The following is a 25,703-nucleotide window of genomic DNA, read 5'->3' as shown; positions in this document are numbered from 1 at the left end:
CACCCCCTCCTACTCGATTTGAAAAAATTAAGTTTAACCTATGTAAACATGGTAAAATGTAAAAAAAAGAATAGGCTGGGTAGTGCTATGGTATTTTTGGGGTTGGCTGCAGGGCTAATACTATTGATGTCAGGAATTGTTGGCGTTTCTTCATCTAAAGCTGGAAATGAATTGGCTATTAGTGGATTGCTTGTGGTTATGGGAGTAACTTTAATTGTATTTGTTGTTTCCTATTACAGAAAGCGGAATAAAAAGAAAAAGGGCGAGGGTGACGATTGCTGTGATTTCTCCTTCGGTTATTTGGATTGCCCTCTAAGCGGGCATTCTAGTAAAAGGAAAGACAGCGGCCTGTTTGATTGTGAAACAACTGATTGTGATTGCACCCCGGAGTGCGGAAATTAAATGATTAAAGATTTTTTTAAAGATATGCTTCTCCTAAAATTCATGCCCTGTCACCGGAAACCTGAAAGGTCATTACATTTACGGGGAAGGCAATTTCCGGTTTGCTATCGCTGCATGTTTATATTGGCAGGCTATACGGCAATCATACCGCTGTCATTTTATGCGGAAACAATTTCTTCTCCAGTCTTCCTTATTATGGGGATTTTTCTCCATATCCCTATGCTTTTGGATGGTGTTTCCCAGCTTAAAAAATGGAGAGTCAGCAATAATTTTTTAAGAAGTCTAACAGGGTTACTGAGCGGGGTGGGTATGTCACTCATTATCATTTCAGCTGCTGTTAACTTAGTGCCTATTATTTTTACTATTATTTAATTCAATCGTGCCTGTTTTAGGTGCGATTTTTTACGGTTTCATGAATGAATTGAGCAGGCTTTTGGGAAACTTCTTTATATAAAGCTGATCTGAAAAATAATAAAAAATGAGTGGAGCTAATGAAAACCTTTAAAGCAATGGTTTTGGCTGTTGTTCTCCTGTCTTCAGGCGGTTCATCTGTATCTGCAGAGGAAGAGGGGATAAGCTGGCAAATCGAAATGCTTCCCTGGGAAAAAGCAAACGGAATTCTGCCGAAATACAGCAAATTTACGGTTCTGGATGTTGAAACAGGCAAAAAATTTAAAGTCCAAAGGAGAGCAGGGAGCCATCATGCGGATGTGCAGCCATTAACAGCCAAAGAAACGAAGATTATGAAAAGCATTTATGGAGGAAAATGGAGCTGGAAGAGGCGCGCCATTATCGTTATCCATGGTGAACGATGGATTGCTGCTTCCATGCATGGCATGCCTCATGGAGGCGGTGCATTAAAAAATAACTTTCCCGGCCACTTTTGTATACACTTTTATGGCAGTACAACACACCGTACGAATTTTATGGACTTATCTCATAAATTGATGATTTTAAAAGCAGCCGGCAAGCTTGAAGACTATCTGTATAAGGCAAATCCTTATGATGTAATCAGTGCATTTGTTGCTGGATTGAAGCAGCAAGATCCCAAGATAGTAAGGGCTATATCCCTTCAAACATTGAATTGGAACAAATTGATTCCAAAAATAGAAAATGTAAGACTAAGCGCAATGCCCGTTTTACCTGCTGAAGACTTAGCAGAGGAAGTAAGCCTCGAAATACCGGTGGAAATAGATTGGTTTATAAAAGATCAGGGGAGGAAGCATTTTCGAGGCAGTATTTACTTGGTCCGTTTCTCCCCGGGAGATTCATGGAAGGTGGATAACCAAAGATTTCTGCAGGATAATGGTTTCATTTCAAAAAAATAAAAGCTTGAGAAAAAATCTCAAGCTTTTATTTATTACTATTCAAGGGGGCAAGCATTTGTTTTATAGCTTTTCACCAAATTTAACAAATGTACGCTCATCCTCTACAAGTCCGCATGCAGCACATTGTACTCTTTTTTCAGGGCCTTTATATGGCATGTGAAAAGGGGACAGCTGTTCACTGCTATACTCCTCGAGCACCTGCCCTGTCTGAGGATCCATCTTGATCGATTGTGGAACCTGCTGAATAATATTAAAACGGCTTCTGTTCGTCTTGCAGTTTGGGCACCGATATGGTGAACTCATATAATTATTCTCCTTTCTAGCATATTAGCTATATTTTTTGCATTTGCAAATTTATTTATGTAAAAATACATCTATAGAATATTAATTTTCCTGAATTGGAAGGATGTGCATAGAGTGGAGCCGAACTTTGCTCATTTACTTAATGAATATAGAAAACTCTGGAATAATCGAAAGCTTGCCGGAGATGAAGATGCAGAAGCCGTTTTAAAAGAAGCGATCGAAAGAGAACTAAAGGATGAAAATTCCCATCCGAGAGTCCGTAAACCGCTTTATGAAAAGTTTTTCCTTGCTGTGAAAAGAGTAACAGGCTCAAATTTGGAGCCCGCTGACAAAAATGTCCTCATCCAATTACATATTGAGAAGCTTGAAAGTTTGAAATAGGAAGTGTCAGCTTCCTATTTTTTTGTAATCTGGAATTTCTTTCAATTTTATTGCTGTACCGTTACTGCCAATACTTTGGAAAAACGCCATAATCGTAGGCTTTTCTTTCAAGATTCAAAGTCCTTTCACATTTATCACACAAAACTGATGTATGATGAGGTTAAGATTGTCTTAAGGAGAAAATGTATGTTTAAAAAATATTGGTTTTTCGCAGTGATTTTGATAACCCTCCTTCTTTCTTCTTGTAAAGAAAAAGTCCAGCCCTCAATACCGGAGGATCTTTCTTTTGCCGCAACTGTCAATATAAAAGATATGACAATTTCGTTTGTGGACTTAAAGAAGCTGGCTCTTGCAGAGGAATGGAAGATGGAAAAGCCTTATACAGGTTCACTTATCCTGCCGGACCGGGATACGATCCTCTTTTACGGGAACCAGCTGGAAACTGCTGATTTATATTCCTTAAAAGAGGGAAAGAAGATTGGCAGCTGGGAAACGGGAACCGGCATTGTAAACGGAATTTTGCTGGATAACATGACAGAAGTCGCCCTGGTCGACCAGGACCTGAATAAAATACGCTTTTTTGATATAGAAGGGAAGGAACTCAAACAGATCGATACTGAAAGCGATCCGCTTACAATCCTGGAGTCAAAGAAAGCCAGAAAGTTATTTGCGCTCAGCTTTAATAATGAAAAACTCGCTGTGATCGATCTTCATACAAAAGAGAAAACGGATGAATTTGTCATCCATCCTTCAGCTGCTGGCGCTTGGCTAAATGAAGAAAGCAATGAAATATGGATTGGCGGCCATGGAGAAGGTATTGAAATTGAACAGGATATTCATATCTATGATTCGGAGACTGGAGAGATAAAGAAGACAATCCCGGCCCCGTCCATGCCGATTAATTTTCTTGAAAAAGATAACCATGTATATGTTTTAAGCCATGGGTCAAACATGTTATATAAACTAAAAGAATCAGGTGAACAGGATGCCTCTGTTTCCATCGCTGCCAATCCATTTGAAATGGCTTTTACCGAAGGGGAATTATTGGTTGCCGGCTATGACAGCAACGATGTCCATATCTTGGATCCTGAAAATTTAAAATCACTGAAAACGATAAAGGTTGGGGAAGGACCCTTCAAAATTGTTTTAAGGGAGAGAATGAAATGAGCATGCTGAACATCCTTATTATTGATGATGAAGCAGATATGCGGCACCTTATTGAAATGTACCTGGGGAATTCCGGATTTCAATGCTATGCTGCAGCAAACGGAAGTGAAGGGTTTAAAATTTTTGAAAATATATCAATCGATTTAATCATTCTCGATATAATGATGCCAGAGGAAGATGGGTTTGAGGTCTGCTCAAGAATCAGGGAGAAATCGGATATACCGATTATTTTTCTTTCGGCAAAAGGAGAGGAATGGGATAAAGTTAAAGCCCTTCAGCTCGGGGGAGATGATTATATTGTTAAGCCCTTCAGCCCAGGAGAACTCATTGCCAGAATGAATGCGGTACTCCGGAGAACAGGCGGTGTGAAGATTGATACAGGTTCACTGCAAATTGGAAAAATTACAGTTGAGAAGAAGGCAAGGAAAGTATCTGTAGAGGGAAAGAATATTGCACTAACACTGAAAGAATTCGAACTTCTCCTGTTTTTTATCGAACATAAAAACCATGCATTAAGCAGGGAGCAGCTGCTTGAGCGGGTATGGGGGATGGATTATACAGGCAGTTTGAGAACGGTTGATACACATATAAAAACATTAAGAATGAAATTGGGTGTTGGGGACTATATCCAGACTGTTTGGGGAGTAGGCTATAAATTTGAGGTGCCAGGTGAATGAGGTTTTTGACTAATAGTCTGGCCAAAAAAATGTGGCTGACTGTAACAGCTGCAATTTTAATTACAATCCTTTATTCCTACTTTTTATCTTATCTTTTTTATGAAAAAATTTATGTGGAAAATGTTGAGGATTCCCTTTTGGCTGAAGGGAAACGTCTGGCAATGGAGTATGGTGGCGGCCCTTTGGAAGATGATCTCCGGGAGAAAATTGACTGGTATAATTCCAAATCGGAGACAGAAATCTTTATCGTCAGCAACCCTAGGGAGCTAAGTGCCTGTTTGCCTTTTGAAATAGATTATCAGACTTTGATAGGGCAGGATGAGCGGGAAGAACTCCTTAAAGGCAATGCTGTACAAAAATTGGGCTATGAAGAAAGGTTCGACCGTAAAATTATGGGTGTGATCATCCCGCTTCTGGACGAAGATACGCTTCAGGGCATCATTTATTTATATTTGCCTCTTGCAAAAATTTCCGAAATTACCCAAGGTTTTGCTTATCTCTGGTTCATTGCAGCTACTATTTTTACAGTAATCAGTATTGTATTGGGAACCATGCTCGTTAAAAAACTGACCAAACCGCTGCTGGATATGAAGAATGCTGCCGAGCATGTATCTCAGGGACATTATGACGTGCAATTGGCCATTGATTCGAAAGATGAGATTGGTCAGCTGGCGAATGCATTTAACCATATGTCTTCTTCTATACAAAAAGAGGACGAACGGAAAAGAGACTTTCTGGCAAATGTCTCACATGAGCTCAGAACACCAATAAGTTATGTTAAAGGCTATAGTGATGCCCTTATGTCTGACATGGTCCAATCAGATGAAGAAAGAAACAATTATTTAAGGCTTATTCATAGAGAGGCGGGAAGAATGGAACGGCTCGTTGGGGATTTGCTTGATTTGTCCAAACTTGAATCAGATGAATACAAACTGGAGAAAATGCCTCTGCCGCTTGCACAGCTTATAGAAGATGCTATAGAAAAATACAAACCTTTTATTCAGGAAAAAGGGCTTGAACTTCATTATGATTTAGACCCGGACATTATCATTAATGGAGATGAAGGCAGAATTGAGCAGGTAATCCAAAATATTATGGATAACTCACTTCGTTACACAGAAAATGGGAAAATTAGCATCCGGTTATTTCAAATGAAAGAAAAATGCTGGATCGAAATAGAAGACACTGGGATCGGCATTCCTGAAGGACATTTAAATAAAATTAAGCAAAGATTTTATAGAGTGAATAAAGGGCGTACCAGATCGGATGGAGGTACCGGGCTTGGACTTGCAATCGCAGAAAAGCTTGTGAAGCTCCATCAAGGTGATTTAATCGTATTAAGTGAAGTTAATAAGGGAACAACGGTAAGGATTATTCTTCCTGTCCTTGAATTGGAATAGATAGAGCAGCTAACTGATATATTAAAGGAGATATATAATGAACAGAATAAAATATTTTATTCTTCCTATGCTATTACTGGTCTTTGGCTTAACAGCTTGCGGAGATCATAACGCTGTTGAGGAAGAACCGCAATTTCTTGAAGTAGAATTATCTATCAACCCGGAGAAAGCAGAGGTAAATGAACCGGTAGTTTTTGAAGCAAAGGTTACGTATGGTGAGGAAGAAGTGACAGATGCAGATGAAGTAAAGTTTGAAATCTGGAGAGCAAATGATGAAGAGCATGAGAAAATTCTTGTTGAACACGCTGAAAAAGGGATCTACCGTTTGGAAAAAAGCTTTGCAGTAGAGGGAACCTACTATATATACTCCCATGTAACTGCACGGAGAATGCATAATATGCCTAAAAAAGAGTTTATCATTGGGCAGCCTAGTGAACCTGAAGAAGATCAAACAAACTCAGGAGCAGAAGATATGGAAGAGATGGAGGACACGGAAGAACATAGCAGTCATTAAAAGGCAGCCAAAGGCTGCTTTTTATATTTCATCCCTCTTTTTATCCATTATAGGTATTATTACCCGATTATTCATGATCTTGACTTTCATTTTTGTTACATCCCTGTAATAAACGTAAAGATATCCGTGCGGCTTAAAACCTGTCAATACTAATGTTTTAGTATATAAATGGCATTGTTTTAAGTCGGTTTCCACTATAGTAAAAAATACCCACTTATATATATACCCATTTTAATTAGTCTATAAACCTTTTAAAATAAGGATTTACTATTTTATATATGATTTTTTTATTCGTGTGATTTTCTAAAAAAGGCGCTTAATGTACCTTATTGTAAAATCAAACCAAAAATATTACGAAAAACCCTGTGATATGATGATTGTGCAAGCAACACAGCACAACAAAGAAAACAAACAACAGGGAGGATTTTAATAGATGAATAAGAAAGTAATTTTTTCAGTAGCAGCGGCAGCAGCATTACTAGTATCTACTCCAGGAGTTAATAAGGCAGACGCAGCTTCAAATTGTCCTACTCCTGAACAAGCAAAAATAGTTCAATCACAAGCTGGCAATCTAAGCCAGGAACAAATCAATAGCATTCTTCAAAAATATTTAAAAAACTATAATATTAATTGGGGAAATGTTCAAGAAAATAAACAAGAAGTACAACAGCCGAAAGCTCCAGTACAAGAGCCAGCTAAAGCTCAGGAACCTGCAAAAGCACCAGCTCAACAGCCTGCACAACAGCAGCAAGCACCAGCTGAGCAGCCAAAAGCAGCAGCACCGGCAACTTCTGAAGTAAGTGCATTTGAACAAAAAGTATTCGAATTAACAAACCAGGAACGCGCAAAAGCAGGAGTACCAGCACTTAAACTAGATGTTGAATTAAGCAAAGTAGCACGAGAAAAATCTCGTGATATGAATGCTAAAAACTACTTCAGCCATACAAGCCCAACTTACGGTTCACCATTTGATATGATGAAGCAATTTGGCATCTCTTACCGTACTGCTGGTGAAAACATTGCAATGGGTCAGCGTTCACCTGAAGAAGTTGTAAATGCATGGATGAACAGTGAAGGCCACCGTAAAAACATTATGAATGCAAGCTTCACACATCTTGGTGTAGGACATGTTGCAGACGGCAACTACTGGACACAAATGTTCATTGGAAAATAATATATGATTTTTTCAAAAAGGGCAGCCTGACAAGGCTGCCCTTTTTTATATTTTATTTGCTGTAACTATATATTATACTTGTTTATTTAATGTATGTATTTACTTCACGAAAGGAACATTATTTAAAAGACATTACATCAGAAATGACAGGTGATTTTAAGTGGAAATACGCAAAGGTACAGAACAAGACCTGGGAAAAATTATGGATATTGTTAAACAAACAGTTGATATTATGGAATCTGAGGATAATGACCAATGGAATCGCACATACCCACAGGATCAAGATTTTTTAACTGATATAAAAGCAGGGACATTATATACTGCTGTCCTGAATGGAAGTGTTACTGGTTCCATTACAGTTGATCAAGTTCAGGCTGAAGAATATAGAGGTGCCGGGTGGAGAAAAGATGCGCCATGCTATGTATTCCACCGCCTGGCAGTGGATCCTGAAATTAGGGGTGAGGGAATTGCCAGCAAGCTTATTAAATTTGCTGAAAGTTATGCTGTAGACCAAGGTGTTACATACATGAGAACGGACACATACTCTCTAAATAAAAAGGCACAAAGCTTGTTTGAAAAAAACGGATATATAAAAGTTGGCACCATATATATGGACAGGGACTATCCGTTTTATTGCTATGATAAATTTTTAGTTTAACTCGTTCCATCATTTTTTTTCATATAAATAGGCACCTTTTCATCCCCATTATCACGAATTGGAAGGATGATCGATAAAATTCCATGGGTGAAGGAGGTTTCAATACTGTTTTTATCAATGGGCAGAGGGATCGTCAGCTTCTTTTCAAAGGTTCTGCTCGGCCGTTCCTTTAAAAAATACCGAAAATGATTCTGAAAAGAACTGCACTTTCCTTTAATAACAAGGTCATGGTGTATAAGGGATACCTTTATATCGTCTTTCTCCAGTCCAGGAACCTCTGCTTCAATAATAATCCTTCCGCCAGCTTCGTACATATCACAACGGGGATAAACTTCTTTAGTGGAAAGGAAAGCATTTATTTTTTCTTGTTCAAGGCTGGGAATAAATCTTTTTTTGCTTAAATCCGAACTTTCCGGCGCACAAAACTCCTTCCAAAAATCTAGATCCTGATATTGGGATGACAATTTAATCAATTCTGTCCATTTTTGCATATCCATAATCGGTCTCCTTCCTTAACAGAGAAGTTAAAGGATTTCGGTTACATCTATTTCAGAATATTGCATATCCACATTTTTCGGTATTTTAATCTCCAAAAATCCATCCTTGAAGTGTGCAGTTGAGCCTTTTCTTTTTACTATGGCCGGGAGGGTAATAATATGCTTATCATCCTTCTCAGGTATATGTTCAATGATCATTTGATTTGAGGTGTGATAAAGCTTCATATCTTTGAGCCAATTTTCCTTTTTTATGGGAACTCTAACATATACATAGTCATGGGTCTCAAAGACAGAGGAATCCAAAACTGAGGGATTCGGCTGTTTTTGACTTGCTGCAGCTGTATTAAATCCTTTCATAAAGTCCGGAGTGCCGGACATCCCTTGCATATTTGGAGGGAACATTTGCCCCATGATATTTTGGACATATTTATCGATCTCTTCCGGCTTCATCTGTTGCATAAGGTTTTTCATATCTTTATTAAATGGAAAAAGATTCCACGGGAACATCCTTCTCATCCTTTCCTTGCAAAACTGCTGACAAGGTTCAGCCAGGCATTTAAAGTCCTTTTATACTATGCTGAAAAGAGCCTATCCGTTAAGACTTTTCATTGCAAAAGCTTGCCTGCCCGTAAATATTTGGCTCTGTTAAATTTGCCTGTTGATTTCAGCACGAGACACTCCCTTTCCGCGGGCGGTCCGATGCTCCTCGTCGATTTGCTCCTGGGGGTCTCCCTATAATCCACACTCCCGCAGGACATTGAAAAAAGCTTCCACGAATAAACACCGCACGAAGAAAATGCGCCAGCATTTTCGCGGGATTAGTGCCTTTCGCTCCAATCAACAGGGTGTTAAAAAACAACAATAAGGTATAACAGAGCCAAATATTTAAATGGAAGGAAGAAAAAACTTCTTATTATTTGCATAAATACAGCGTAGTTACTAGTATATTGTTAATGGCTTAAATAAATTTTTAAAAAATTGAGGGGTAATTTTGTGAGAGATAAAGCAGCTTTAATCACGGGAGGAGCAACAGGGATCGGTAAAAGAACGGCGATTGCGCTCGCTCAAAATGGTGTCCATCTGGTGATCAATTACCGTAGCAGTCAAAAGGAAGCTGTTTCATTGTGCAAGGAACTGACCGATAAGTATAGAACGAGAAATATAGCTATTCAAGGAGATATTACCATATCCTCGGATTGTGAAAAGATGGCTGAGGCTGCACTTAGCGAGTTTCCTGCAATTGACATTTTAATACATAATGCCGGCCCATACGTCCACGAACGGAAAGAGATGGCAGATTATACAATTGAACAATGGAATTACCTTATTAATGGAAACCTGAATGCAGTTTTTTATTTATCAAAGCTGCTTCTTCCGAAGATGAGGGAAAACAAGTGGGGACGGATTGTTACCATCGGTTTTGATAGGGTTGAAGCTGCCTCAGGCTGGATTTATCGCTCTGCTTTTGCCGCTGCCAAAACAGGTGCAGCTTCATTGACAAAATCAATTGCGCTTGAGGAAGCTCGAAATGGAATAACCGCAAATATGGTGTGTCCCGGCGATATTGTAGGAGATTGGAAGGAAAAAACCATTGAAGATACCCATCAAGTTGAAGATAGCACCTCACCTGTAGGCAGACCCGGAACAGGTGAAGATATCGCAAGGGTAATCAGTTTTCTGGCGGATGAAAAATCAGGTTTCATTACAGGCAGCATCATTCCTGTTACAGGCGGGAAAGACGTTTTGGGAAAAATATTTCAAGAATAACAAAAGCCATCGCTAAAACACGATGGCTTTTGTTATTCTTTTTGGCTCTGTTAAGGCTTGGTAACCTGTGTTGAAAAGGAAGACCGACATTCGCATTTTCTGCGTGTGGTAACAAGCCAAGGATGCTGATTCAATGTCGAGCGTGAGAAGCGAGTCAATGGGAACCCCCATAGGCGCTGGGCGACAAGGAAGTTCCCAGGCCGCCTGCCATTCGCTGACTGTCTGGAGTGGAAATCAACTGTTAACAGAACCTTCCCTTTAAGAATTTTTCTGCAATCCGGCAGGAAATTTCCTTTTTTGAATATAAATTAGGCGGGTTGTTAATGTGATTGCACCTGCAGCCAGTCCGGTAATTAAACCGATCCAATAGCCATATGCTCCCCAGCTTGTATAATTGGCAAGATAATAGCCGAAAGGAAGCCCGATCACCCAGTAGGAAATAAGCGACATAATAAAGGTGACATTCACATCCTTGTAACCGCGCAATGCCCCTTGGACTGGTGCCTGTATCGCATCGGAAAGCTGGAAGAACATCGCATATATTAGGAAATTTGCCGTCAGTTCTAAGACAATAGTATCTTTTGTATAGATGGAGGCCACTTCTTCCGGAAAAAGCAGAAGGATCGCAGCGCATACCAATGCCATTAAAACAGCTATGATCACTCCGATCCAGCTGTACTCTTTCGCATCCCCATACCTTGCAGCCCCGACTTCAAGACCTACTACAATCGTTAAAGCCATTGAGATGCTAAGCGGAATCATATATAGCAAAGAAGCAAAAATCAGTGCAATTTGATGGGCGGCAATTACCTTCGTTTCAAAATTGCTCATGAATAGAGTAACGGCAGAAAATATGCTCGTTTCGAAAAAGATGGATAAACCAATAGGGATGCCGATCAACAGAATTTCCTTCCATTTTGCGAAAGAAACTGCATAAAGTCTTCGGAATACTCCATAAGATGAAAAAGGAGTATGTTTATGAATAATATAGAAAGAGATAATGGTAATAAGCCAATAGGTAATGGCAGAAGCAAAGCCAGCTCCAGCTCCGCCCAGTTCTGGAAAGCCAAACTTTCCGTAAATGAATAAATAATTAAAAACCACGTTGATAGGCAGGGATATGAGTGTGATAATCATGCTGACCCGTGTCTTTCCGAGAGCATCAATAAAAGATCTTAACACATTGTATGCAAATAGGGGAATCAATCCAATGCTTAAAGCTGCCAGGTAATCAAATGCAGTTTCGTGTACCCGGCTTTCCAGACTCATCCCGTTTAAAATAGGCGTTAGAGAAAATGCACCTGCTGCAAAAACAATGAGAGCCATAATGACTGACAAATAGACTCCCTGTATGACGGAAAAAGCAACATCACCCTGTTTCTTCGCCCCAACCAAATGCGAAACGATCGGTGTAACAGCCAGAAGGATACCGCTCAGCCCAGTAAAAACAGGAACCCAAAGGGAAGAGCCAATAGCCACTCCTGCCAGATCATCTGAACTGTAGCGTCCGGTCATTAAAGTATCAATAAAAGTCATTGAATACATGGCAAGCTGTGTAATAAGAATAGGAATTAAAATAAATAAAAGCTGTCGCAGTTTGTCTTTAGTGTTGTATGTCTGATTCATGAAATTTCCTCTTTCTATGAAGTAACGAAAGAATTATAACATAGAAAGGGTAAGCAGGCTTGTTTTTATCTTTATGGGATTAATTAGTTATATGAATGATCCTTAACAAACAAGCCTAATTGCAAAAAAGCGCCTCAAAATTGGGACACTTTCCTGAAATTTCATTTAAAGGTTTGTTAACTATATCAAACTAAAATATTTGCAAGGTTGAGGTCACGCCCACAATTATTAACAAACTAAAGACCAGACGCTTAAAGTTTTGTTCGTTAACTAATTTACGGAGTGGATGACCAAGTAAAAATCCTATAAGGGTAGGCAATATCAGAATGACTACAGTAAGGAGAACTTCAGAGTTATTATGTTTATTAAATACGAATAAAGATAATGAAAGGGCAATAGCATACTGTATAAAAAAATAATTAACTGTTGTTGCTCGGAAGATATTCCTTGGTAAAAATTGAACTAATATCGCGACTACTGGAGGGCCGGGCAATCCTGCTACACCGGTTAGCAATCCAGATAATAAGCCTGCTGCATAAAAGCCTTTTGGAGCAGTATTTGTTTGTGAATGAGGGTCGCTTTCTGCCGAAATGCCGGTAGCAGAGGTTTCGGCAGCAGTATGGTTTGATGTGCCTGGGTTTCGTTTTTTCTTCTCAAGTTTAAACCACTGCAATAAAACATAGATTAAAACCGTAGCACCGACTATTGCTTTAAGATGGCCAGCATTTAACTTTTCGCTCCACATAACCCCAATCAAAAGCCCTGGAAAACCAACTAGTAAAAGTCGCCATATTAGATCCCATCGAGCCAGTCTAAAGCTCCCCTTTACCTGCAGAGATAATGTGAAAAAGGAGAGGATCATACAGATTAATATTGCCTGATAACCTGGAAATACATATAGTAATAGGGGAATAGCAACAAGTGAAAAACCAAACCCAGTCAATACTTGTAAACCTGCAGCTATCATTACAGCCATGCTGCCTAACAATAAATCAAACAAGAAAGCGTCAATCATAGGATTCCTTCTTTCTGCAATTTCTGTAATGTTTGAAATCATAATATTTTTAATATTCACTAATTATGATATACAACTTCCGCTACTCGTTCAATCTTGATGATCTTACCTTTTAAGAATTTAAGAAGCAGGCTGCCAGGAGTGTAAAAAAAGTGCCCCGCGAGCAGGGCACTTTTTCTTCTTACGAATGAGAATGCAATCGTTCTTTTTTCAGCAGATCTTGCTGTTCTTCAACTGCCAATCCGTCCTGCTGGACAATAAGTGTACGGGTAGGGAAGGCTACTTCTACACCTTCTCCTTCAAGCAAGTCCATAATCCGGAAATTAACATCCTCTTTGATGTTTAAGTACTCAGCAAAAGTAGTAACAGTGGTAAAGAAATACAGGTATATATCGAGACTGGAATCGTTAAAACGATCAAACTTAACAAGGATTGTATCGTTATGAATTTCTTCGTGATCAATGAGCATCTGCTCGATTCTCCTCACCAATTTTTCAAGCTTATGTTTTGGTGTAGTATAGGTAACGCCCAGATGGAAAGCAATCTGCCTTTTACCCATTTTGGACCAGTTGATGATCGGTTCATTGGCGAGCGTAGAATTGGGAACCGTTACAAGCGCCTGGGCGAACGTTCTGATTTTTGTACTTCTAAAAGTAATATCCTCTACTGTTCCCTCCACACTCGGTGTTTTAATCCAATCGCCAATAGTAAAAGGCTTTTCTGTCACGATGATGACTCCGCCAAAAAAGTTGCTGACTGTTTCTTTTGCAGCAAGTGCGAAAGCCAATCCGCCAAGACCCAGGCCGGCAATAAATCCGTTTATGTTATAATTCCACTCCTCCGCAATAATGGTAATGCCCAACACAACGATAATTAGCTTTGCTATTTTCGTTATGAAAGGAATCACAATCCTGTCGACATCAATGTCCAGCCTATTCATGAGGCGCGGGAAAAGGAGCGTAATGGTTGTACTTAAATTAAAAAGGCCCCAGGTGATTAATAAAACAAAAAGTGACCGAAAAAATTGTGCTTCCCGATTATCGGCAATAAGATCATAAGGGAAAAACTTAAGTGCAAGCTGAAGTCCAATGATGACGAAAAGCCACCTTACCGGCTTTTCAAAAGCAATTAAGATATTTGCGGCAGTTTCGACTTTTCTCTTTTGCATAAACGAAAGAATCATTTTGAAAACGTAAGTTGTAAAAACCTTTCTCAGTGCTAAAAACAGTAAAAGTATGCCTGCTGAGATGCCTATCTGCACCCATAAATTTTCTAAATTTAAGAATTCCATCCATTATCCTCCATATCTAAGGTTATTACTATGCTGACAATCGAAGAAATAACCCGATTACTTTACCATCATTTCAAAAATAGTTTAATAGTGAAAAAGATTTATTTTTATTGGATTTTAACATAGTTTGATATTTTATCTAAAATTATAAGTGGTCGTGAAATCAAAGATCATGCACATAGGTTATAAGGACAAGCTTTTGGAGAGGGTGTTGAAGGTGGCATATCAGGGGTAAGTAAATGTATTCAAAACTTAGAGAAAGTAGAAGTTTTGCCTTTAAAGAACTCTAAAGGAACCGTAGTCTGAATCCTGTATGGTATAAGAATGACTACTTTACTCCTCACCGAGAAGAAATAATCATGTGGAATAAAAGTAAAAATATTGCCACAGGATTTTTTCAATTATGTGAACTTTTAAAAATTGTGAATGGGAACGCTTACATATGTGGAATATATATTAATAAAGATACCATTTCAATTTGGTTTTGGATTGTTATTTCTGTCTGCAACATACTTTTTAGAAGGGGGCGATGGAGATGAGCTTTAATTTAAACAGGATTAATCCGAATCAAACTCAAGTCATGTTTTTTGATGGCCGTTTTGAAACACTGACAAATGAAGAATTGGAAGAGCTGCTGTCACAGATGGGAATCAGTGAAAAAGCGGAGGAACAGGAATCCAGTGTAACCAGTTAACAGCTGCCTGCATCGGGGCAGCTGTTTTTTCTCTTATGGGCTCTGTTAAACTTGTCCATTCCAGTGTAAGCGAACCCCTGACTCGTTCGGCACCTCGGATTCAGGTGCTGAGGTATCGCACTTTTACTCTCTTCTCCCGCTAAACGTTGAATTTACGTCCCGGAATTTATATTGAAAGGAAATGCGAATGCATTTTAGAGGATCTTGCGTCCCTGTTCCAATCAGCTGGTGCCAATGTTATCAATGAGCTCTAACCGAGACAACATAGTAAAAGCACTGGCTTAAAAGAGCCAGTGCTTTTACTTCTGCTAAGCCTCCAGTAATTGGGACGATTCTTGGGCTGCAACTCCTTGCCGCATAACATGCAGCGTATATAAGTCCTTTGGAATTTCGTATAAATTGTAAATATCTCCAGCCGCATTTAGCTGATCATAAACAGACTTTCTTGTTTCATTTGCAAGGATGACATAAGGAAGCTTTTCTGCCGCTTTTTGCGAGCGAATATTTTCTTTTCGAATTCTCATGAAAATGGTTTCAATGCCTGTTTCATAAAAGAGTTCTTCAAAGAATGCATCCTTGGCTAATTTATTGTAGCCTTTTCCATGGTAGGGCTTTCCTAACCATGTGCCTAAGAATCCAGCATTATCCTGGATATCGAATAAATTAATCGTTCCAATCGGAGTGCCCCATTCATCAAGAATAGTGCGTGAAATCAATTCACCGCGTTCTTCTGCTTCGACTGTCTGCTTGGTTATAAACATAAATTCATCTTGGGAATCGGCTTTTTGGCGAACAAAAGGGAAGACATCAGGGTGCGTCATTAAATCATACAAAGCATGGCAGTCGTGAAGTTCACGTTTCTTGAGCATAGGTTATCCCTCCAATTGAGGGCAGTCCTACTCCATGCCAAATAGAGCCTTCGGTCCACCCTCGAAATTTTTTATAATGTTGCAAAAAATTTCGGGGTGGGAATCGAACCCACTAGAACCAGATAACCTGGTGGCGCACCATTTGCCTTCCCTATAACTATCGTTTCCGATATTTGATTGTCTGTCGTTTAGAAGCAAAATTTTCACTTCACTTAAGGTATAATACTAAAAAAAATTCAAAAAGGAAATAGGTTTTTCGATTATTTTTTTTGCGGTTTTCTGTCAAATAACACCAGCAATTTTCGACAGATTCACGACTCTTTGTAAGCAATATTTCCTTCTATGATCGTCCACTTTGGCTTTGCTGAAAAATGGAATGGATGGTGGCTCCATAGAACCAAATCAGCATCTTTTCCTTCTTCTATGCTGCCTAACTGGTTATCAATCCGCAAATTTCTTGCCGGCAGAATTGTAATCCCTTCCAAGGCTTTTTGCTCTGATAGCCCCTCCCGGACAGCAATGGCCGCACACATATTTAAATATTGTACAGGTGTGTAAGGGTGATCTGTTGTTATAGAGACTTCCACTCCATGCTCGGTCAGCTGCTGATAGGTTTTCCAGGTTTTGTTTTTCAGCTCAACTTTTGATCGCCTTGTCAGCGTGGGCCCGACAGATACTTTTAAATTTAGCCCTTCTAGTTCCTCTGCAATTAAATGGCCTTCCGTACAATGTTCGATACGAAGATCGAGGTTAAATTCTTCAGCAAAACGGATGGCAGAAATAATATCATCAGCTCTATGGGCGTGTATTCGGACTGGAATCTCCCTTTTTAAAGCTTTAACAAGAGGAGCAAATCTCAAAGATTCCGGGTTATCACAATGAATCGCCTCATAAAAAGCTTCCCTAAGCATCCCCATAATCCCCATTCTTGTGATGGAGTCTTTGTTTCCTTGACTGTGAATCCGCTTGGGGTTTTCTCCAAGTGCAATCTTAAGTCCTGCCGTTTCCTGAATGAGCATCTTTTGAATATTCTTTCCGGAAGTTTTAATAACAGAAGTTGTACCGCCAATAACGTTGGCGCTGCCGGGCATAATATGGGCTGTTGTTATTCCGTACTTCACCGCATCCGAGAAAGCAGGGTCCAAGGGATACACTCCATCCATTGCCCTGATATGCGGGCTAAGCGGCTCAATTGTTTCGTTGGCATCGTTGCCGGCCCACCCCGTTCCTTCATCATAAAGACCAAGGTGTGTATGAACATCTATGAAACCTGGGAGAAGATGAAGGTGGTTGCAATCAATAATTTTTACATTAGAATCAGTTTTAAGGTTTTTACCGAGCTTTAAGATTTTCCCATTCTCGATCAAAACGTCACCGTGAAAAGAAGCTGAAGTGACCGGGTAAATTTGTGCATTTTTTAATAAGGTTTTTGTCATAGTTTTCGTCCTTTAGTCCTGTAGTATTTTTTATATTTTACAAAAACGGAACGAAAAGGGGAACAGGAATTTTAAAAAAAGAGCGCTTTCAGCAAGCACCTTGTAATTTATGCAGGGCCAGGATAAGTTGATGATGTATTTAAAAGGGGGACGATATTTTGCTATCGTTGAAAATATATAGTCAATTGATACTTTTCAGCTGAAGTTAAAGATAAATGCTTCTCCAACTATAAAAGAGCGTGAAATCAGCTCATTCCACACTCTTTCTTAAATTGAACATTCTTTCATTTTCTTTTAACGGTAAATATATAAAAGGCCATCATTCTTTCCATTTTTTATATAGAAAATAAAGCAAACCCGAAGAGAAGGCGAAGATTACAATCGGTATAATAAAGGGCTTGGCATACTCCTTAATATCTCTCCAATGATCTCCAAGTTCCATTCCCAACAATAAAAACAGAACAGTCCATGGCACCATTGCCGCTATAGTATAGACTGTGAAAACGGAAAGGGGCATTTTGGCAATGCCGGCAGGGATGGAAATGGCATGGCGGACTACGGGGATAAATCTGGCTGTAAAGATAACTCCTGTCCCGTATTTTTCAAACCATTTTTCGGAGGCATCCAAATGGCTCTTCTTGATCAATAAATACTTCCCATACTTATCAAGAACGGGTCTTCCTCCATATGCGCCAAGCCAATATAAAAACAATTGGGCCAAGGTTCCTCCTGCAATGCCGGCAAGCAGGGCTCCAGCAAAGTGAATGTCGCCCGCGCTGACTAAGAAACCGCCATAGCTTAGGACTATTTCACTTGGGATAACCTCAACCATTAAGCCAAGTGCAATTCCAGCATACCCAAGCTGGGAAAGCACTTCAAAAATAACGCTAATCAAATCTTTCAAACGAAAACCTCCCCAGCAGGATTTTAATGCAAAATTAAAATATCCCGGTCATCTGCAGGACTAATACAGTAAACCCAAGTATCCAAACATAAACAGCAAACACTTTCAACGATTTTCTTTTTAAAAAGTTGATCATCCAAACGACGGCCATATAGCCAAAGATGGTAGATGACAAGGTTGCCATAAGCATACTGCCAAGGGTTACCGCTTCTGTATGACCTGACATTAATTCGCCAAATTGGAGAACAATACCGCCTGCGATGGCAGGAATGGAAAGCAGAAAGGAAAAATAGGCGGCTGTTTCCCTGTCCAATTTCCGAAAGAGGCCAGCTGCAATGGTTAGCCCAGACCTGGATACTGCTGGAAAAATAGCCGCTGCTTGGAAAGTGCCGATGAAAAGGGCGTCCCCGTAGCTGATGCTATCCATCTTTTTGGCACCTTTTTTTATGCCGTCAGCCATCCAAAGAATGAACCCGGTAAATAAAAATTCCCACCCGATGGTAATTCCTGATTTTGAAATGGAATCGAACAGGTCACTAAGCAATAAACCAACGATTACTGCCGGAATTGTGCCGATTACAAGCAGCATGGACAACTTGCCAAACGGATTCTTTAAAATTTGGAACAATTCATTTTTGTAAACGACGAGGACTGCCAGCAGTGTTCCGATATGAAGCATGGTATCCAGGAACAGGCCAGCTTCGTCAAGACCGAAAAGATGCCTCCCCAAGTACAAGTGGCCTGTACTGGAAATAGGCAAAAATTCCGTAAGTCCCTGGATGATCCCAAGAATAAAAGCTTCAAGCTTTGACATCATCTATATCACCTTCCTAAACGAATGGATAACAAAATTAGGCAAAAGAACAGCAAAAATGCCTGTCTCTTTCATGTGTATTCAAGTTGTCCCAATCAAGAACTGAAAAAATCAGGCTTTTGCGGTTCAGGAAATAAAGTTTAAAAATTAGGCTTCATTGCTGATTTTAATCCTCTAACGAACATCAACGGTCAGAATTAACAGAGCCAAAAATTTAAATTTCATGAAACCTTTTTGAATGAATAACGTAAATAATATAGAAGCAGGAATTATCAATTTAATTTTATTAAAGTGAAGTTTTAGGAGGAAGCAGAATGAACGAATTAAAAATGCCTTCCAATGATGAAAGGCTTTTAGCAGCTGCCATCTATGTAACCAGTTTTTTTACCACTTTTATCGGACCGCTTATTATCTGGCTTTTGAAGAAAAATGACTCCGAGTTTGTTGATTATCATGGAAAGGAATACTTAAACTTCCTGATTTCTTATACAATTTATAGTGCAATCAGTGTCGTTTTAATGATTATCTTAATCGGTGTCATTACTATTTGGATTGTTGGGATTATGGCCTTTATTTTCACGATTGTGGCTGCAGTCAAAGCATATGAAGGAAAGGAATACAGAATACCCCTGGTTTTCAGAATCTTGAAGTAATCGAGGAAGAGCCCATGGCCGTTGCCGCAGGGCTTTTTTTAATAGATAATATACGCAAACTGGACGACGAGCATTTTATTTTAACAGCCAAGGCAATCGTAAGTGAAGGTTTGGTAAAATGGCTGCTGAATTGGGGTAATAAGGCCAAGGTTCTTTCTCCGCCTGCCCTTGTTGAAGAAGTAGTAAATGAAATCCGCCAAATGATGAAAGTGTACGAAAACGCGGGAGATTGACCCAGTTTTTGAAATTTTAATTTTTCATAAACACTCTACTCATAGGAGTGTTTTTTTATTTAGCAATGTAAAAGTTCCTTGTTGATATTAGCACATGTTGATTCGAGCGGAAGACTCGGGGCTCTTCCAAAGCTAAGCGCGAAAAGGAAAGCAAAAGGAATCACCGCAGGCTTAGTGCATATGGAGCGTCGGACCGCCCGCGGAAAGGGAGTGCCTGGAACGGAAATTAACAGCCAAATTTAGCAGAGCCCATTTAATAAATTTTATTTTCCAGTGAACGATTTCTCGATCTGCACGTCATATGGATGACAAAAGCGAGTGAGGGAGGAAATTAAATTGGAAATAATAGAAGGCTTTAACTGGGCAATTCTTGCTCCTTTTATAATAATACAGCTTATTTTTATGGTTGTTGCCATTATTGATTTAGTAAGAATAGAAAAAGCAAATGGCCCAAAATGGGTATGGGCTTTAATCATTCTGTTTATTAATCTGCTTGGCCCGATTATTTATTTCATTTTTGGAAGGAGAAGTTACTGATGCCTGTCGTAAGCATTAATGGACTAATGAAAAGGTTTCAGGAACAGGAAGTGATTAAGGGGCTGAACTTCGAATTAACAGAAGGTAAGTGTGTAGCACTTCTTGGTGCTAACGGAGCTGGGAAGACAACAACTTTGAAAATGCTCTCGGGCCTGATGAAGCCTGACTCCGGAACGATTGTTTTCGAGGGAGCAGAAAAAGGGGATTTTCGAAGTTTAATAGGCTATCTTCCCCAGTATCCTGTTTTTTATGACTGGATGACAGGCAGGGAATTTCTTGAATATACGGGTAAGCTTGCGGGGCTTTCCAATAAAGAAGCTAAAGGAAGAGCGCAGGGGCTTCTTGAGCTTGTCGGTATCGCTGAGGCAAAAAATCGTCGTATCGGAAAGTATTCAGGGGGCATGAAGCAGCGGCTGGGTATTGCACAGGCCATTATCCACCGGCCAAAACTAGTAATGCTTGATGAACCTGTTTCTGCACTTGATCCATTTGGACGCAGGGAAGTGCTTGAGCTTATGGAACAGCTAAAAAAAGAAACAACCATTCTATTCTCAACCCATATATTGAATGATGCTGAAGAGGTTTGTGATGAAATATTATTTCTCCATAATGGTAAACTGGTTGAAGCAGGAACCATGTCTCAATTGAAAGATAAACATCAGCAGGCCAAAATTGACTTGGTTTTTAAAGAAAACACTTCTCGATATGCAGAAGAATTATCAGCTCTTTATCCAGTTACCTCTTTAAAAATAAATGGTGAAAAGGCCAGCTTGTTCGTTGAGGATGTAGAAGGGGCAAAAAAGTTATTCTTAACAGAGATTACCAGCCGAAACTTGCCTTTAATTAAGTTTGAGATTAGCAGAACAAGTCTTGAAGATGTATTTATGAAGGTGGTACAAAAATGAAGCAATGGCTGACATTATATAAGAAAGAGCTTCTCGAAATGGTCCGGAATTATAAATGGATTTGGGTACCTCTTACTTTTATTTTAATTGCTGTAAAAGAGCCGCTGACATTATTTTATATGCCGCAGATTATTGATTCGCTGGGCGGGCTGCCGGAGGGGGCTGTCATAGAACTCCCTGTTCCGTCTGCAGGTGAAGCCCTCGCGGCAAGCCTTAGCCAGTATAATACATTCGGTGTACTAATTATTGTTTTAATTACAATGGGGGTAATAGCCGGAGAAAGGAAAAGCGGTGTAGCAGGAATTATATTAGTTAAGCCGGTCTCTTATGCCCGTTTTGTAACAGCAAAGTGGGCTGGTGTTATGCTGCTCATATGGTTCTCCTATTTTTGCAGCTATTTTCTCTCCTGGTATTATGTAGGAATCCTATTTGAGTTTATTTCTTTCACTGATTTTATACAATCCTTTTTTGTTTATGGAATTTGGCTGACATTTGTTTTAACGATTACAATTTTTTTCAATAGCTTTTTACAATCGCCTGGTGCTGTTGGTTTTATCACTATGGGCATCACCCTCCTATTAAGCCTGGTAAGCAGCTCACTATCACATTTGCTTGACTGGAGTCCTGCTTTGCTATCTGCTTATACAAATAGTTTTATAATGGGCAGCGGTTTTCCGGAGGAATTGATGCCGACCATTCTTATCTCCTTATTCATGATCATTCTGTCCCTTTTTGCCTCTATAGCAATCTTCCGGAAAAGAGAACTTGCCTGAGGCAGGTTCTCTTCTATTGGGCAAATTTGTATAATGGAGTAAATTATTTTGATAGTATAGTTTTATAAAATATGAAAGGAAGATTACCATTGATCAGTGAAACGGGCCTGGTTCTTGAAGGGGGAGGAATGCGGGGAGTCTATACAGCTGGTGTTCTCGAATATTTCCTGGAGCAGGAGCTCTTTTTCCCATATGTCATTGGCGTATCAGCAGGTGCGTGCAATGCCGCTTCTTACTTGTCCAAACAAAAGGGCCGAAATAAAATTGTGAATGTTGAATATATAAAAGACCCTCGCTATATTTCATGGCGGAACTACTTTAAATCAAGGCAGTTTTTCGGCATGGATTTTATTTTTGATGAAATCCCTAATAAGCTCGTACCCTATCACTATGATGAGTTTTATAAAAATCAGTCTGAGTTTGTGATTGGAGCAACAGACTGCCATACGGGTGAACCGGTGTATTTTAGGAAAGAAGACTATGGAAAAGACATGCTGAAAATTTTAAAAGCATCCAGTTCTTTGCCATTTATTGCAACGGAAGTAAACTTTCAGGATCGCATACTGCTTGATGGAGGAATCAGCGATCCAATCCCAATCAAGAAAGCCCAGCAGGATGGGTTCAAAAAAAATATAGTCATATTGACAAGAAACAGGGGGTACACAAAAAAACCTTCCAAATTCGAGTTTCTTGTTAAAAGAAAGTACCCGGAATATACAGGACTACAAAACGCTCTATCAGACCGTTATCAAATTTATAACGAAACACTTCGTTATCTTGAGCAGGAAGAAAAGAATGGCACTGTCCTAGTCATCCAGCCGCAGCAACCGCTGGCGGTTGGGCGAATGGAACGAAATCCGCAAAAATTAGAAAAGCTTTATCTGCAAGGGTATGAAGATGCCAGGAAATATTTGGAGAAAATTAAGCAATTTTAACAAACCGCAGCCATTAAGGTGCGGTTTTTAAATTATTTAATACTAGGAAGATAGAATTGTATTTTCGACAAAGGGTGAAACGGTTCTCCAGAAAAAGTGTCCGCCTAATTAGGTTAAAGTATCCATGGTTTTTGAATAAAATGGTATAATTTTCAATTTATCTATATTATTAGCAGGGTGAAGCTGCAGAATCCAGAAGGTTCGTGTCGAAACACGAAGATTGCGAGCGTCAAAATTTTAAATATAATGAAGATTAGGAATCATAAGGGGGTCTAAATAATGAATATGAAAAAGAGTGTCTTTGCCGGCGCATTAAGTTTGGCTTTGTGTGCATCGACGGTGTTTGCTGGTGCATCCAGCATTGGACAAGCACAATCTATTGAGAAAAAATATCTGGTGGTCTTCAAGGATGAATCAAAGCTTCCTGCAGGCTATTCAGATTTAGTGAAGAAGGCTGGCGGTCAAGTAGATAATAAGCTTGATAAATTAGGAGCTGTTGAAGTTATATCCACCAATCCTAACTTCTTGAATGAAGTGAAGAAGTCTTCACTGGTATCAGCTGCTGGAGCTGAAAATGTCATTTATCCGGAAGGACCTGCGGCAGAAGCAGATCTTCCATTGGAAAGTGCAGATTTATATAACGAACTCCAATGGGATATTAAACAGGTTACAAACAATGGCAAGTCATGGGATCTTCCTGGAGGAACCGGAAAAACGGCATCTGGAGAAGATATCGTAGTGGGTGTTATTGATACTGGTATTGACTATACCCATCCTGATTTAAAAGATAATTACATATACGGAAAGTCTTTTGTTCCTGGCTATCCTGATGCAATGGATGAAAATAGCCATGGTACGCATGTTGCCGGTTCGATTGCTGCGAAAGGCAGAACAATGGGTGTGGGGCCTGATCTGAAAGTGGCAGCCTACCGTGTATTCGGACCTACTGGCGGAGCAGCGACTTCCCATATTGCAGAAGCATTAATGACGGCTGCAGATGATAAGGTCGATGTTGTGAACATGTCCCTTGGCGGCTATGACTGGTTCCAAAACCCTGATTATGCGACAAGTGAAACAGTTGCGGATGTACAAATGTTCAACAGAGCAATCAAATATGCCATCCAAAAAGGTGTAACAGTAGTTGGTTCTGCAGGAAACAATGCTGTTGATTTAAAGAGCCCAGGACAGCTTTCTGGAAATGATACGGGTGCAACACACAGGAGCCCCAGCAGCCAGCTGATGATTAGGGTGTCTGCGGGCGGAGCTCTAAAAAATCTTGCATTCTATTCAAACTATGGTGTAGGTAAAATTGATATAATGGCACCGGGCGGAGACTTAGGACCGAACTATGATCCTGCGACTGGAGCTGGAAGAGATGCATCGTATCTTGCCTTAGCTACTGTTCCGGGGGGGTACGGCTATAAAGGCGGAACTTCCATGGCTGCTCCGAAAGTAGCAGCATTAGCTGGAGTGATTATTGCCAAGCATGGCAAAGATCAAATTACGCCTGCACAGGTAAAACAAATTATTCAGTCTTCTTCCGAAGATATTTTCGAGCCAGGATATGATGCGAAATCTGGCCATGGACTAATTAACGCCGTTAATGCATTAAAAAAATAGTTTAAAAAAGCTGGTGGAGAGAATCTGCCAGCTTTTTTTGCTTTAAAGATCATCCAAAAATAGGTAGAACTGTAAACTTTACGAATAAACTGATGAAGCTGGCGAACAAATAGTAAATCTGGCGAATAAACTCTAAAATTATACGAATAAAACTGGAGAATCTGCGAATAAACTTCTGTTTTTCAAGAACAAATGTGATTTAGCAATATCCCCAAACATTTTCTGCACAAAATCCTTCCAAAATTCATTTTTACGGGAATCTATTAATAGAATATAGAAGAATCATATAAAGCAGGGAGACTTAACAATGAATATCCAGCAATATTATCGAAAAACAGCTGACATTTCTTTGAATGGCAGTCTGGCAGCACTTGTTCCTCCTTCATTTTTCTTAATATATGCAATTATTGCCGTTCCCCGCACCAATTTGTTTCTGATCGTGACTCCTTTTATCATTTATAGTTTTTTCTGCTATCAAACCTATTTACTGAATAAGCAAAGAGCGGAGGAGGTAGTGGAAAGAAGTATACTCAGCAGCGGCCATTATGCACAGCCACTGCTTTCGCAGTCTATTACCTTGATTGCTTTTATGCCGGCGCCCTCCCTTAGAATGGTCATCTTTAACTCAGAAGGAAGGCGATGTGGAGAAATCAGGGATATGAATTTTTGGAAGATCAGATGGTTCTTGCCCTATCTTTTCGATCGTTTTTTTTCTAAAAAGCTGGGCATCTTTAATGATGATGACACTCTCGTAGCCATGATTATAATTAAGAGAAACAGAGTTGAAATATTAGATTGCAAAGGTTCAGCAAAGGAAACGATATTTTTAAAAAAAGAAGGATCAAATTTAATATATATACATAGCAGCGTAAAATACTATATTCCTAAACCGTTCTTCCATACTGATTTGCAAGTTTACAAAGAGGACTCCAATAGAATTGCCCGCTTCCGCAAAGGCTGGATGCCACTCGAATGGGGCCAGCGTTTTAAGGATCCCAATACACCAGTGCTTACCTTTGAAGAAGGTGTCGCTGCAGAAGAAAAAATCAGGATTTACGCCATTTTTGCTTGTATTTTTCATTATCAGAATCATTAAAAGGCCAAGTGCAGAAAGGTGGATTCCCTATTCC

Annotated in this window: 30 protein-coding genes; 20 read left to right on the top strand and 10 right to left on the bottom strand. The window is 39.6% G+C overall.

The genetic code is table 11. The annotated features are described in order from the left end of the window. From J7I93_RS23285 to J7I93_RS23275, 3 genes are all read left to right on the top strand, one after another. Positions 1 to 402, top strand: a 402-nt coding sequence (locus J7I93_RS23285; RefSeq protein ID WP_214729023.1) for a hypothetical protein, incomplete at its 5' end; no start/stop codon positions are given. Then, entirely contained in the window at positions 403 to 774 is a 372-nt protein-coding gene (locus J7I93_RS25575) for a DUF2085 domain-containing protein (protein WP_214729021.1), read from the top strand. It abuts the gene before it with no gap. A 119-nt stretch (positions 775 to 893) separates the two neighbouring features. Continuing rightward, positions 894 to 1,730, top strand: coding sequence for a hypothetical protein (locus J7I93_RS23275; protein ID WP_214729019.1), 837 nt, complete (start codon positions 894 to 896; stop codon positions 1,728 to 1,730). Positions 1,731 to 1,790: 60 nt separating this feature from the next. On the opposite strand, the gene J7I93_RS23270 is transcribed toward J7I93_RS23275, so the two are convergent. Then, a complete protein-coding gene (locus J7I93_RS23270; protein ID WP_214729017.1) occupies positions 1,791 to 2,033 on the bottom strand; it encodes a DNA alkylation repair protein in 243 nt (80 codons plus the stop codon). 114 nt (positions 2,034 to 2,147) lie between these two features. On the opposite strand from J7I93_RS23270, the gene J7I93_RS23265 reads away from it, so the two are divergent. From J7I93_RS23265 to J7I93_RS23235, 7 genes are all read left to right on the top strand, one after another. Beyond that, positions 2,148 to 2,414, top strand: a complete 267-nt coding sequence (locus tag J7I93_RS23265) for a hypothetical protein (protein WP_214729015.1) — start codon at positions 2,148 to 2,150, stop codon at positions 2,412 to 2,414. A 186-nt stretch (positions 2,415 to 2,600) separates the two neighbouring features. Next, positions 2,601 to 3,581, top strand: coding sequence for a YncE family protein (locus tag J7I93_RS23260; protein WP_214729013.1), 981 nt, complete (start codon positions 2,601 to 2,603; stop codon positions 3,579 to 3,581). Then, on the top strand, positions 3,578 to 4,258 hold the full coding sequence (locus tag J7I93_RS23255; protein WP_214729011.1) for a response regulator transcription factor: 681 nt from the start codon (positions 3,578 to 3,580) through the stop codon (positions 4,256 to 4,258). The genes J7I93_RS23260 and J7I93_RS23255 overlap by 4 nt, the downstream gene beginning before the upstream one ends. After that, positions 4,255 to 5,658, top strand: coding sequence for a sensor histidine kinase (locus tag J7I93_RS23250; protein ID WP_214729009.1), 1,404 nt, complete (start codon positions 4,255 to 4,257; stop codon positions 5,656 to 5,658). The genes J7I93_RS23255 and J7I93_RS23250 overlap by 4 nt, the downstream gene beginning before the upstream one ends. A 37-nt stretch (positions 5,659 to 5,695) precedes the next feature. Continuing rightward, complete coding sequence (locus J7I93_RS23245; protein WP_214729007.1) at positions 5,696 to 6,172, top strand: FixH family protein; 477 nt, start codon at positions 5,696 to 5,698, stop codon at positions 6,170 to 6,172. A gap of 433 nt (positions 6,173 to 6,605) precedes the next feature. Beyond that, positions 6,606 to 7,346: a CAP domain-containing protein gene (locus J7I93_RS23240; protein ID WP_214729005.1), complete on the top strand. Its 741-nt coding sequence runs from the start codon at positions 6,606 to 6,608 to the stop codon at positions 7,344 to 7,346. 160 nt (positions 7,347 to 7,506) lie between these two features. Beyond that, the gene (locus J7I93_RS23235; protein ID WP_214729003.1) at positions 7,507 to 8,004 is read left to right on the top strand and encodes a GNAT family N-acetyltransferase; all 498 of its coding nucleotides are present in this window, start codon (positions 7,507 to 7,509) and stop codon (positions 8,002 to 8,004) included. On the opposite strand, the gene J7I93_RS23230 is transcribed toward J7I93_RS23235, so the two are convergent. Both J7I93_RS23230 and J7I93_RS23225 read right to left on the bottom strand, forming a co-directional pair. After that, positions 8,001 to 8,501 (bottom strand): Hsp20/alpha crystallin family protein, encoded by a 501-nt coding sequence (locus J7I93_RS23230; protein WP_214729001.1) that lies wholly within the window; start codon positions 8,499 to 8,501, stop codon positions 8,001 to 8,003. The two genes, J7I93_RS23235 and J7I93_RS23230, sit on opposite strands and share 4 nt — an antisense overlap. 27 nt (positions 8,502 to 8,528) lie before the next feature. Next, positions 8,529 to 9,008 carry an Hsp20/alpha crystallin family protein gene (locus J7I93_RS23225; RefSeq protein WP_214728999.1) on the bottom strand — a complete coding sequence of 160 codons (480 nt, stop codon included), beginning with the start codon at positions 9,006 to 9,008 and terminating at the stop codon, positions 8,529 to 8,531. A 486-nt stretch (positions 9,009 to 9,494) separates the two neighbouring features. Between J7I93_RS23225 and J7I93_RS23220 the strand changes: the two genes are divergently transcribed. Then, entirely contained in the window at positions 9,495 to 10,268 is a 774-nt protein-coding gene (locus tag J7I93_RS23220) for an SDR family oxidoreductase (RefSeq protein WP_214728997.1), read from the top strand. 258 nt (positions 10,269 to 10,526) lie between these two features. Here J7I93_RS23220 and J7I93_RS23215 read toward each other — a convergent pair whose 3' ends face one another. From J7I93_RS23215 to J7I93_RS23205, 3 genes are all read right to left on the bottom strand, one after another. Beyond that, positions 10,527 to 11,894, bottom strand: a complete 1,368-nt coding sequence (locus tag J7I93_RS23215; RefSeq protein WP_214728995.1) for an MATE family efflux transporter — start codon at positions 11,892 to 11,894, stop codon at positions 10,527 to 10,529. Between the two features lie 190 nt (positions 11,895 to 12,084). Then, on the bottom strand, positions 12,085 to 12,909 hold the full coding sequence (locus tag J7I93_RS23210) for a sulfite exporter TauE/SafE family protein (RefSeq protein ID WP_214728993.1): 825 nt from the start codon (positions 12,907 to 12,909) through the stop codon (positions 12,085 to 12,087). Between the two features lie 181 nt (positions 12,910 to 13,090). Then, complete coding sequence (locus J7I93_RS23205; protein ID WP_214728991.1) at positions 13,091 to 14,200, bottom strand: mechanosensitive ion channel family protein; 1,110 nt, start codon at positions 14,198 to 14,200, stop codon at positions 13,091 to 13,093. Positions 14,201 to 14,735: 535 nt separating this feature from the next. On the opposite strand from J7I93_RS23205, the gene J7I93_RS23200 reads away from it, so the two are divergent. Then, entirely contained in the window at positions 14,736 to 14,894 is a 159-nt protein-coding gene (locus tag J7I93_RS23200) for a hypothetical protein (RefSeq protein ID WP_214728989.1), read from the top strand. 308 nt (positions 14,895 to 15,202) lie between these two features. Here J7I93_RS23200 and J7I93_RS23195 read toward each other — a convergent pair whose 3' ends face one another. The 4 genes from J7I93_RS23195 to J7I93_RS23180 all read right to left on the bottom strand — a co-directional run bounded on the left by J7I93_RS23195 (position 15,203) and on the right by J7I93_RS23180 (position 18,917). Beyond that, entirely contained in the window at positions 15,203 to 15,763 is a 561-nt protein-coding gene (locus J7I93_RS23195; RefSeq protein WP_214728987.1) for a GNAT family N-acetyltransferase, read from the bottom strand. Between the two features lie 311 nt (positions 15,764 to 16,074). After that, positions 16,075 to 17,199, bottom strand: a complete 1,125-nt coding sequence (locus J7I93_RS23190) for an amidohydrolase (RefSeq protein WP_214728985.1) — start codon at positions 17,197 to 17,199, stop codon at positions 16,075 to 16,077. Between the two features lie 319 nt (positions 17,200 to 17,518). Next, entirely contained in the window at positions 17,519 to 18,103 is a 585-nt protein-coding gene (gene uptA / locus J7I93_RS23185; protein WP_214728983.1) for an undecaprenyl phosphate transporter UptA, read from the bottom strand. Positions 18,104 to 18,137: 34 nt separating this feature from the next. Further along, positions 18,138 to 18,917: an undecaprenyl-diphosphate phosphatase gene (locus J7I93_RS23180; protein ID WP_214729027.1), complete on the bottom strand. Its 780-nt coding sequence runs from the start codon at positions 18,915 to 18,917 to the stop codon at positions 18,138 to 18,140. Between the two features lie 314 nt (positions 18,918 to 19,231). On the opposite strand from J7I93_RS23180, the gene J7I93_RS23175 reads away from it, so the two are divergent. The 8 genes from J7I93_RS23175 (at position 19,232) to J7I93_RS23140 (ending at position 25,669) form a co-directional block, all read left to right on the top strand. Further along, on the top strand, positions 19,232 to 19,570 hold the full coding sequence (locus J7I93_RS23175; RefSeq protein WP_214728981.1) for a DUF4870 domain-containing protein: 339 nt from the start codon (positions 19,232 to 19,234) through the stop codon (positions 19,568 to 19,570). Positions 19,571 to 19,584: 14 nt separating this feature from the next. Then, a complete protein-coding gene (locus J7I93_RS23170; protein WP_214728979.1) occupies positions 19,585 to 19,803 on the top strand; it encodes a WYL domain-containing protein in 219 nt (72 codons plus the stop codon). Between the two features lie 336 nt (positions 19,804 to 20,139). Next, on the top strand, positions 20,140 to 20,340 hold the full coding sequence (locus tag J7I93_RS23165) for a PLDc N-terminal domain-containing protein (RefSeq protein ID WP_214728977.1): 201 nt from the start codon (positions 20,140 to 20,142) through the stop codon (positions 20,338 to 20,340). Continuing rightward, positions 20,340 to 21,245 carry an ABC transporter ATP-binding protein gene (locus J7I93_RS23160; RefSeq protein ID WP_214728975.1) on the top strand — a complete coding sequence of 302 codons (906 nt, stop codon included), beginning with the start codon at positions 20,340 to 20,342 and terminating at the stop codon, positions 21,243 to 21,245. The genes J7I93_RS23165 and J7I93_RS23160 overlap by 1 nt, the downstream gene beginning before the upstream one ends. Continuing rightward, entirely contained in the window at positions 21,242 to 22,018 is a 777-nt protein-coding gene (locus tag J7I93_RS23155; protein ID WP_214728973.1) for an ABC transporter permease, read from the top strand. Before J7I93_RS23160 ends, J7I93_RS23155 begins: the two co-directional genes overlap by 4 nt. 89 nt (positions 22,019 to 22,107) lie before the next feature. Beyond that, the gene (locus J7I93_RS23150) at positions 22,108 to 22,953 is read left to right on the top strand and encodes a patatin-like phospholipase family protein (RefSeq protein ID WP_214728971.1); all 846 of its coding nucleotides are present in this window, start codon (positions 22,108 to 22,110) and stop codon (positions 22,951 to 22,953) included. A 279-nt stretch (positions 22,954 to 23,232) separates the two neighbouring features. Continuing rightward, positions 23,233 to 24,573 (top strand): S8 family peptidase, encoded by a 1,341-nt coding sequence (locus J7I93_RS23145; RefSeq protein ID WP_214728969.1) that lies wholly within the window; start codon positions 23,233 to 23,235, stop codon positions 24,571 to 24,573. A 307-nt stretch (positions 24,574 to 24,880) separates the two neighbouring features. Continuing rightward, positions 24,881 to 25,669 (top strand): hypothetical protein, encoded by a 789-nt coding sequence (locus J7I93_RS23140; protein ID WP_214728967.1) that lies wholly within the window; start codon positions 24,881 to 24,883, stop codon positions 25,667 to 25,669. The last annotated feature ends 34 nt before the right edge of the window (positions 25,670 to 25,703 follow it).

It is taken from the genome of Bacillus sp. ISL-47 (assembly GCF_018613175.1).
GTDB lineage: Bacteria > Bacillota > Bacilli > Bacillales > Cytobacillaceae > Cytobacillus.
Note: the sequence above shows the minus strand (reverse complement) of the source record. Positions and strands in the feature narration are given on the sequence as shown.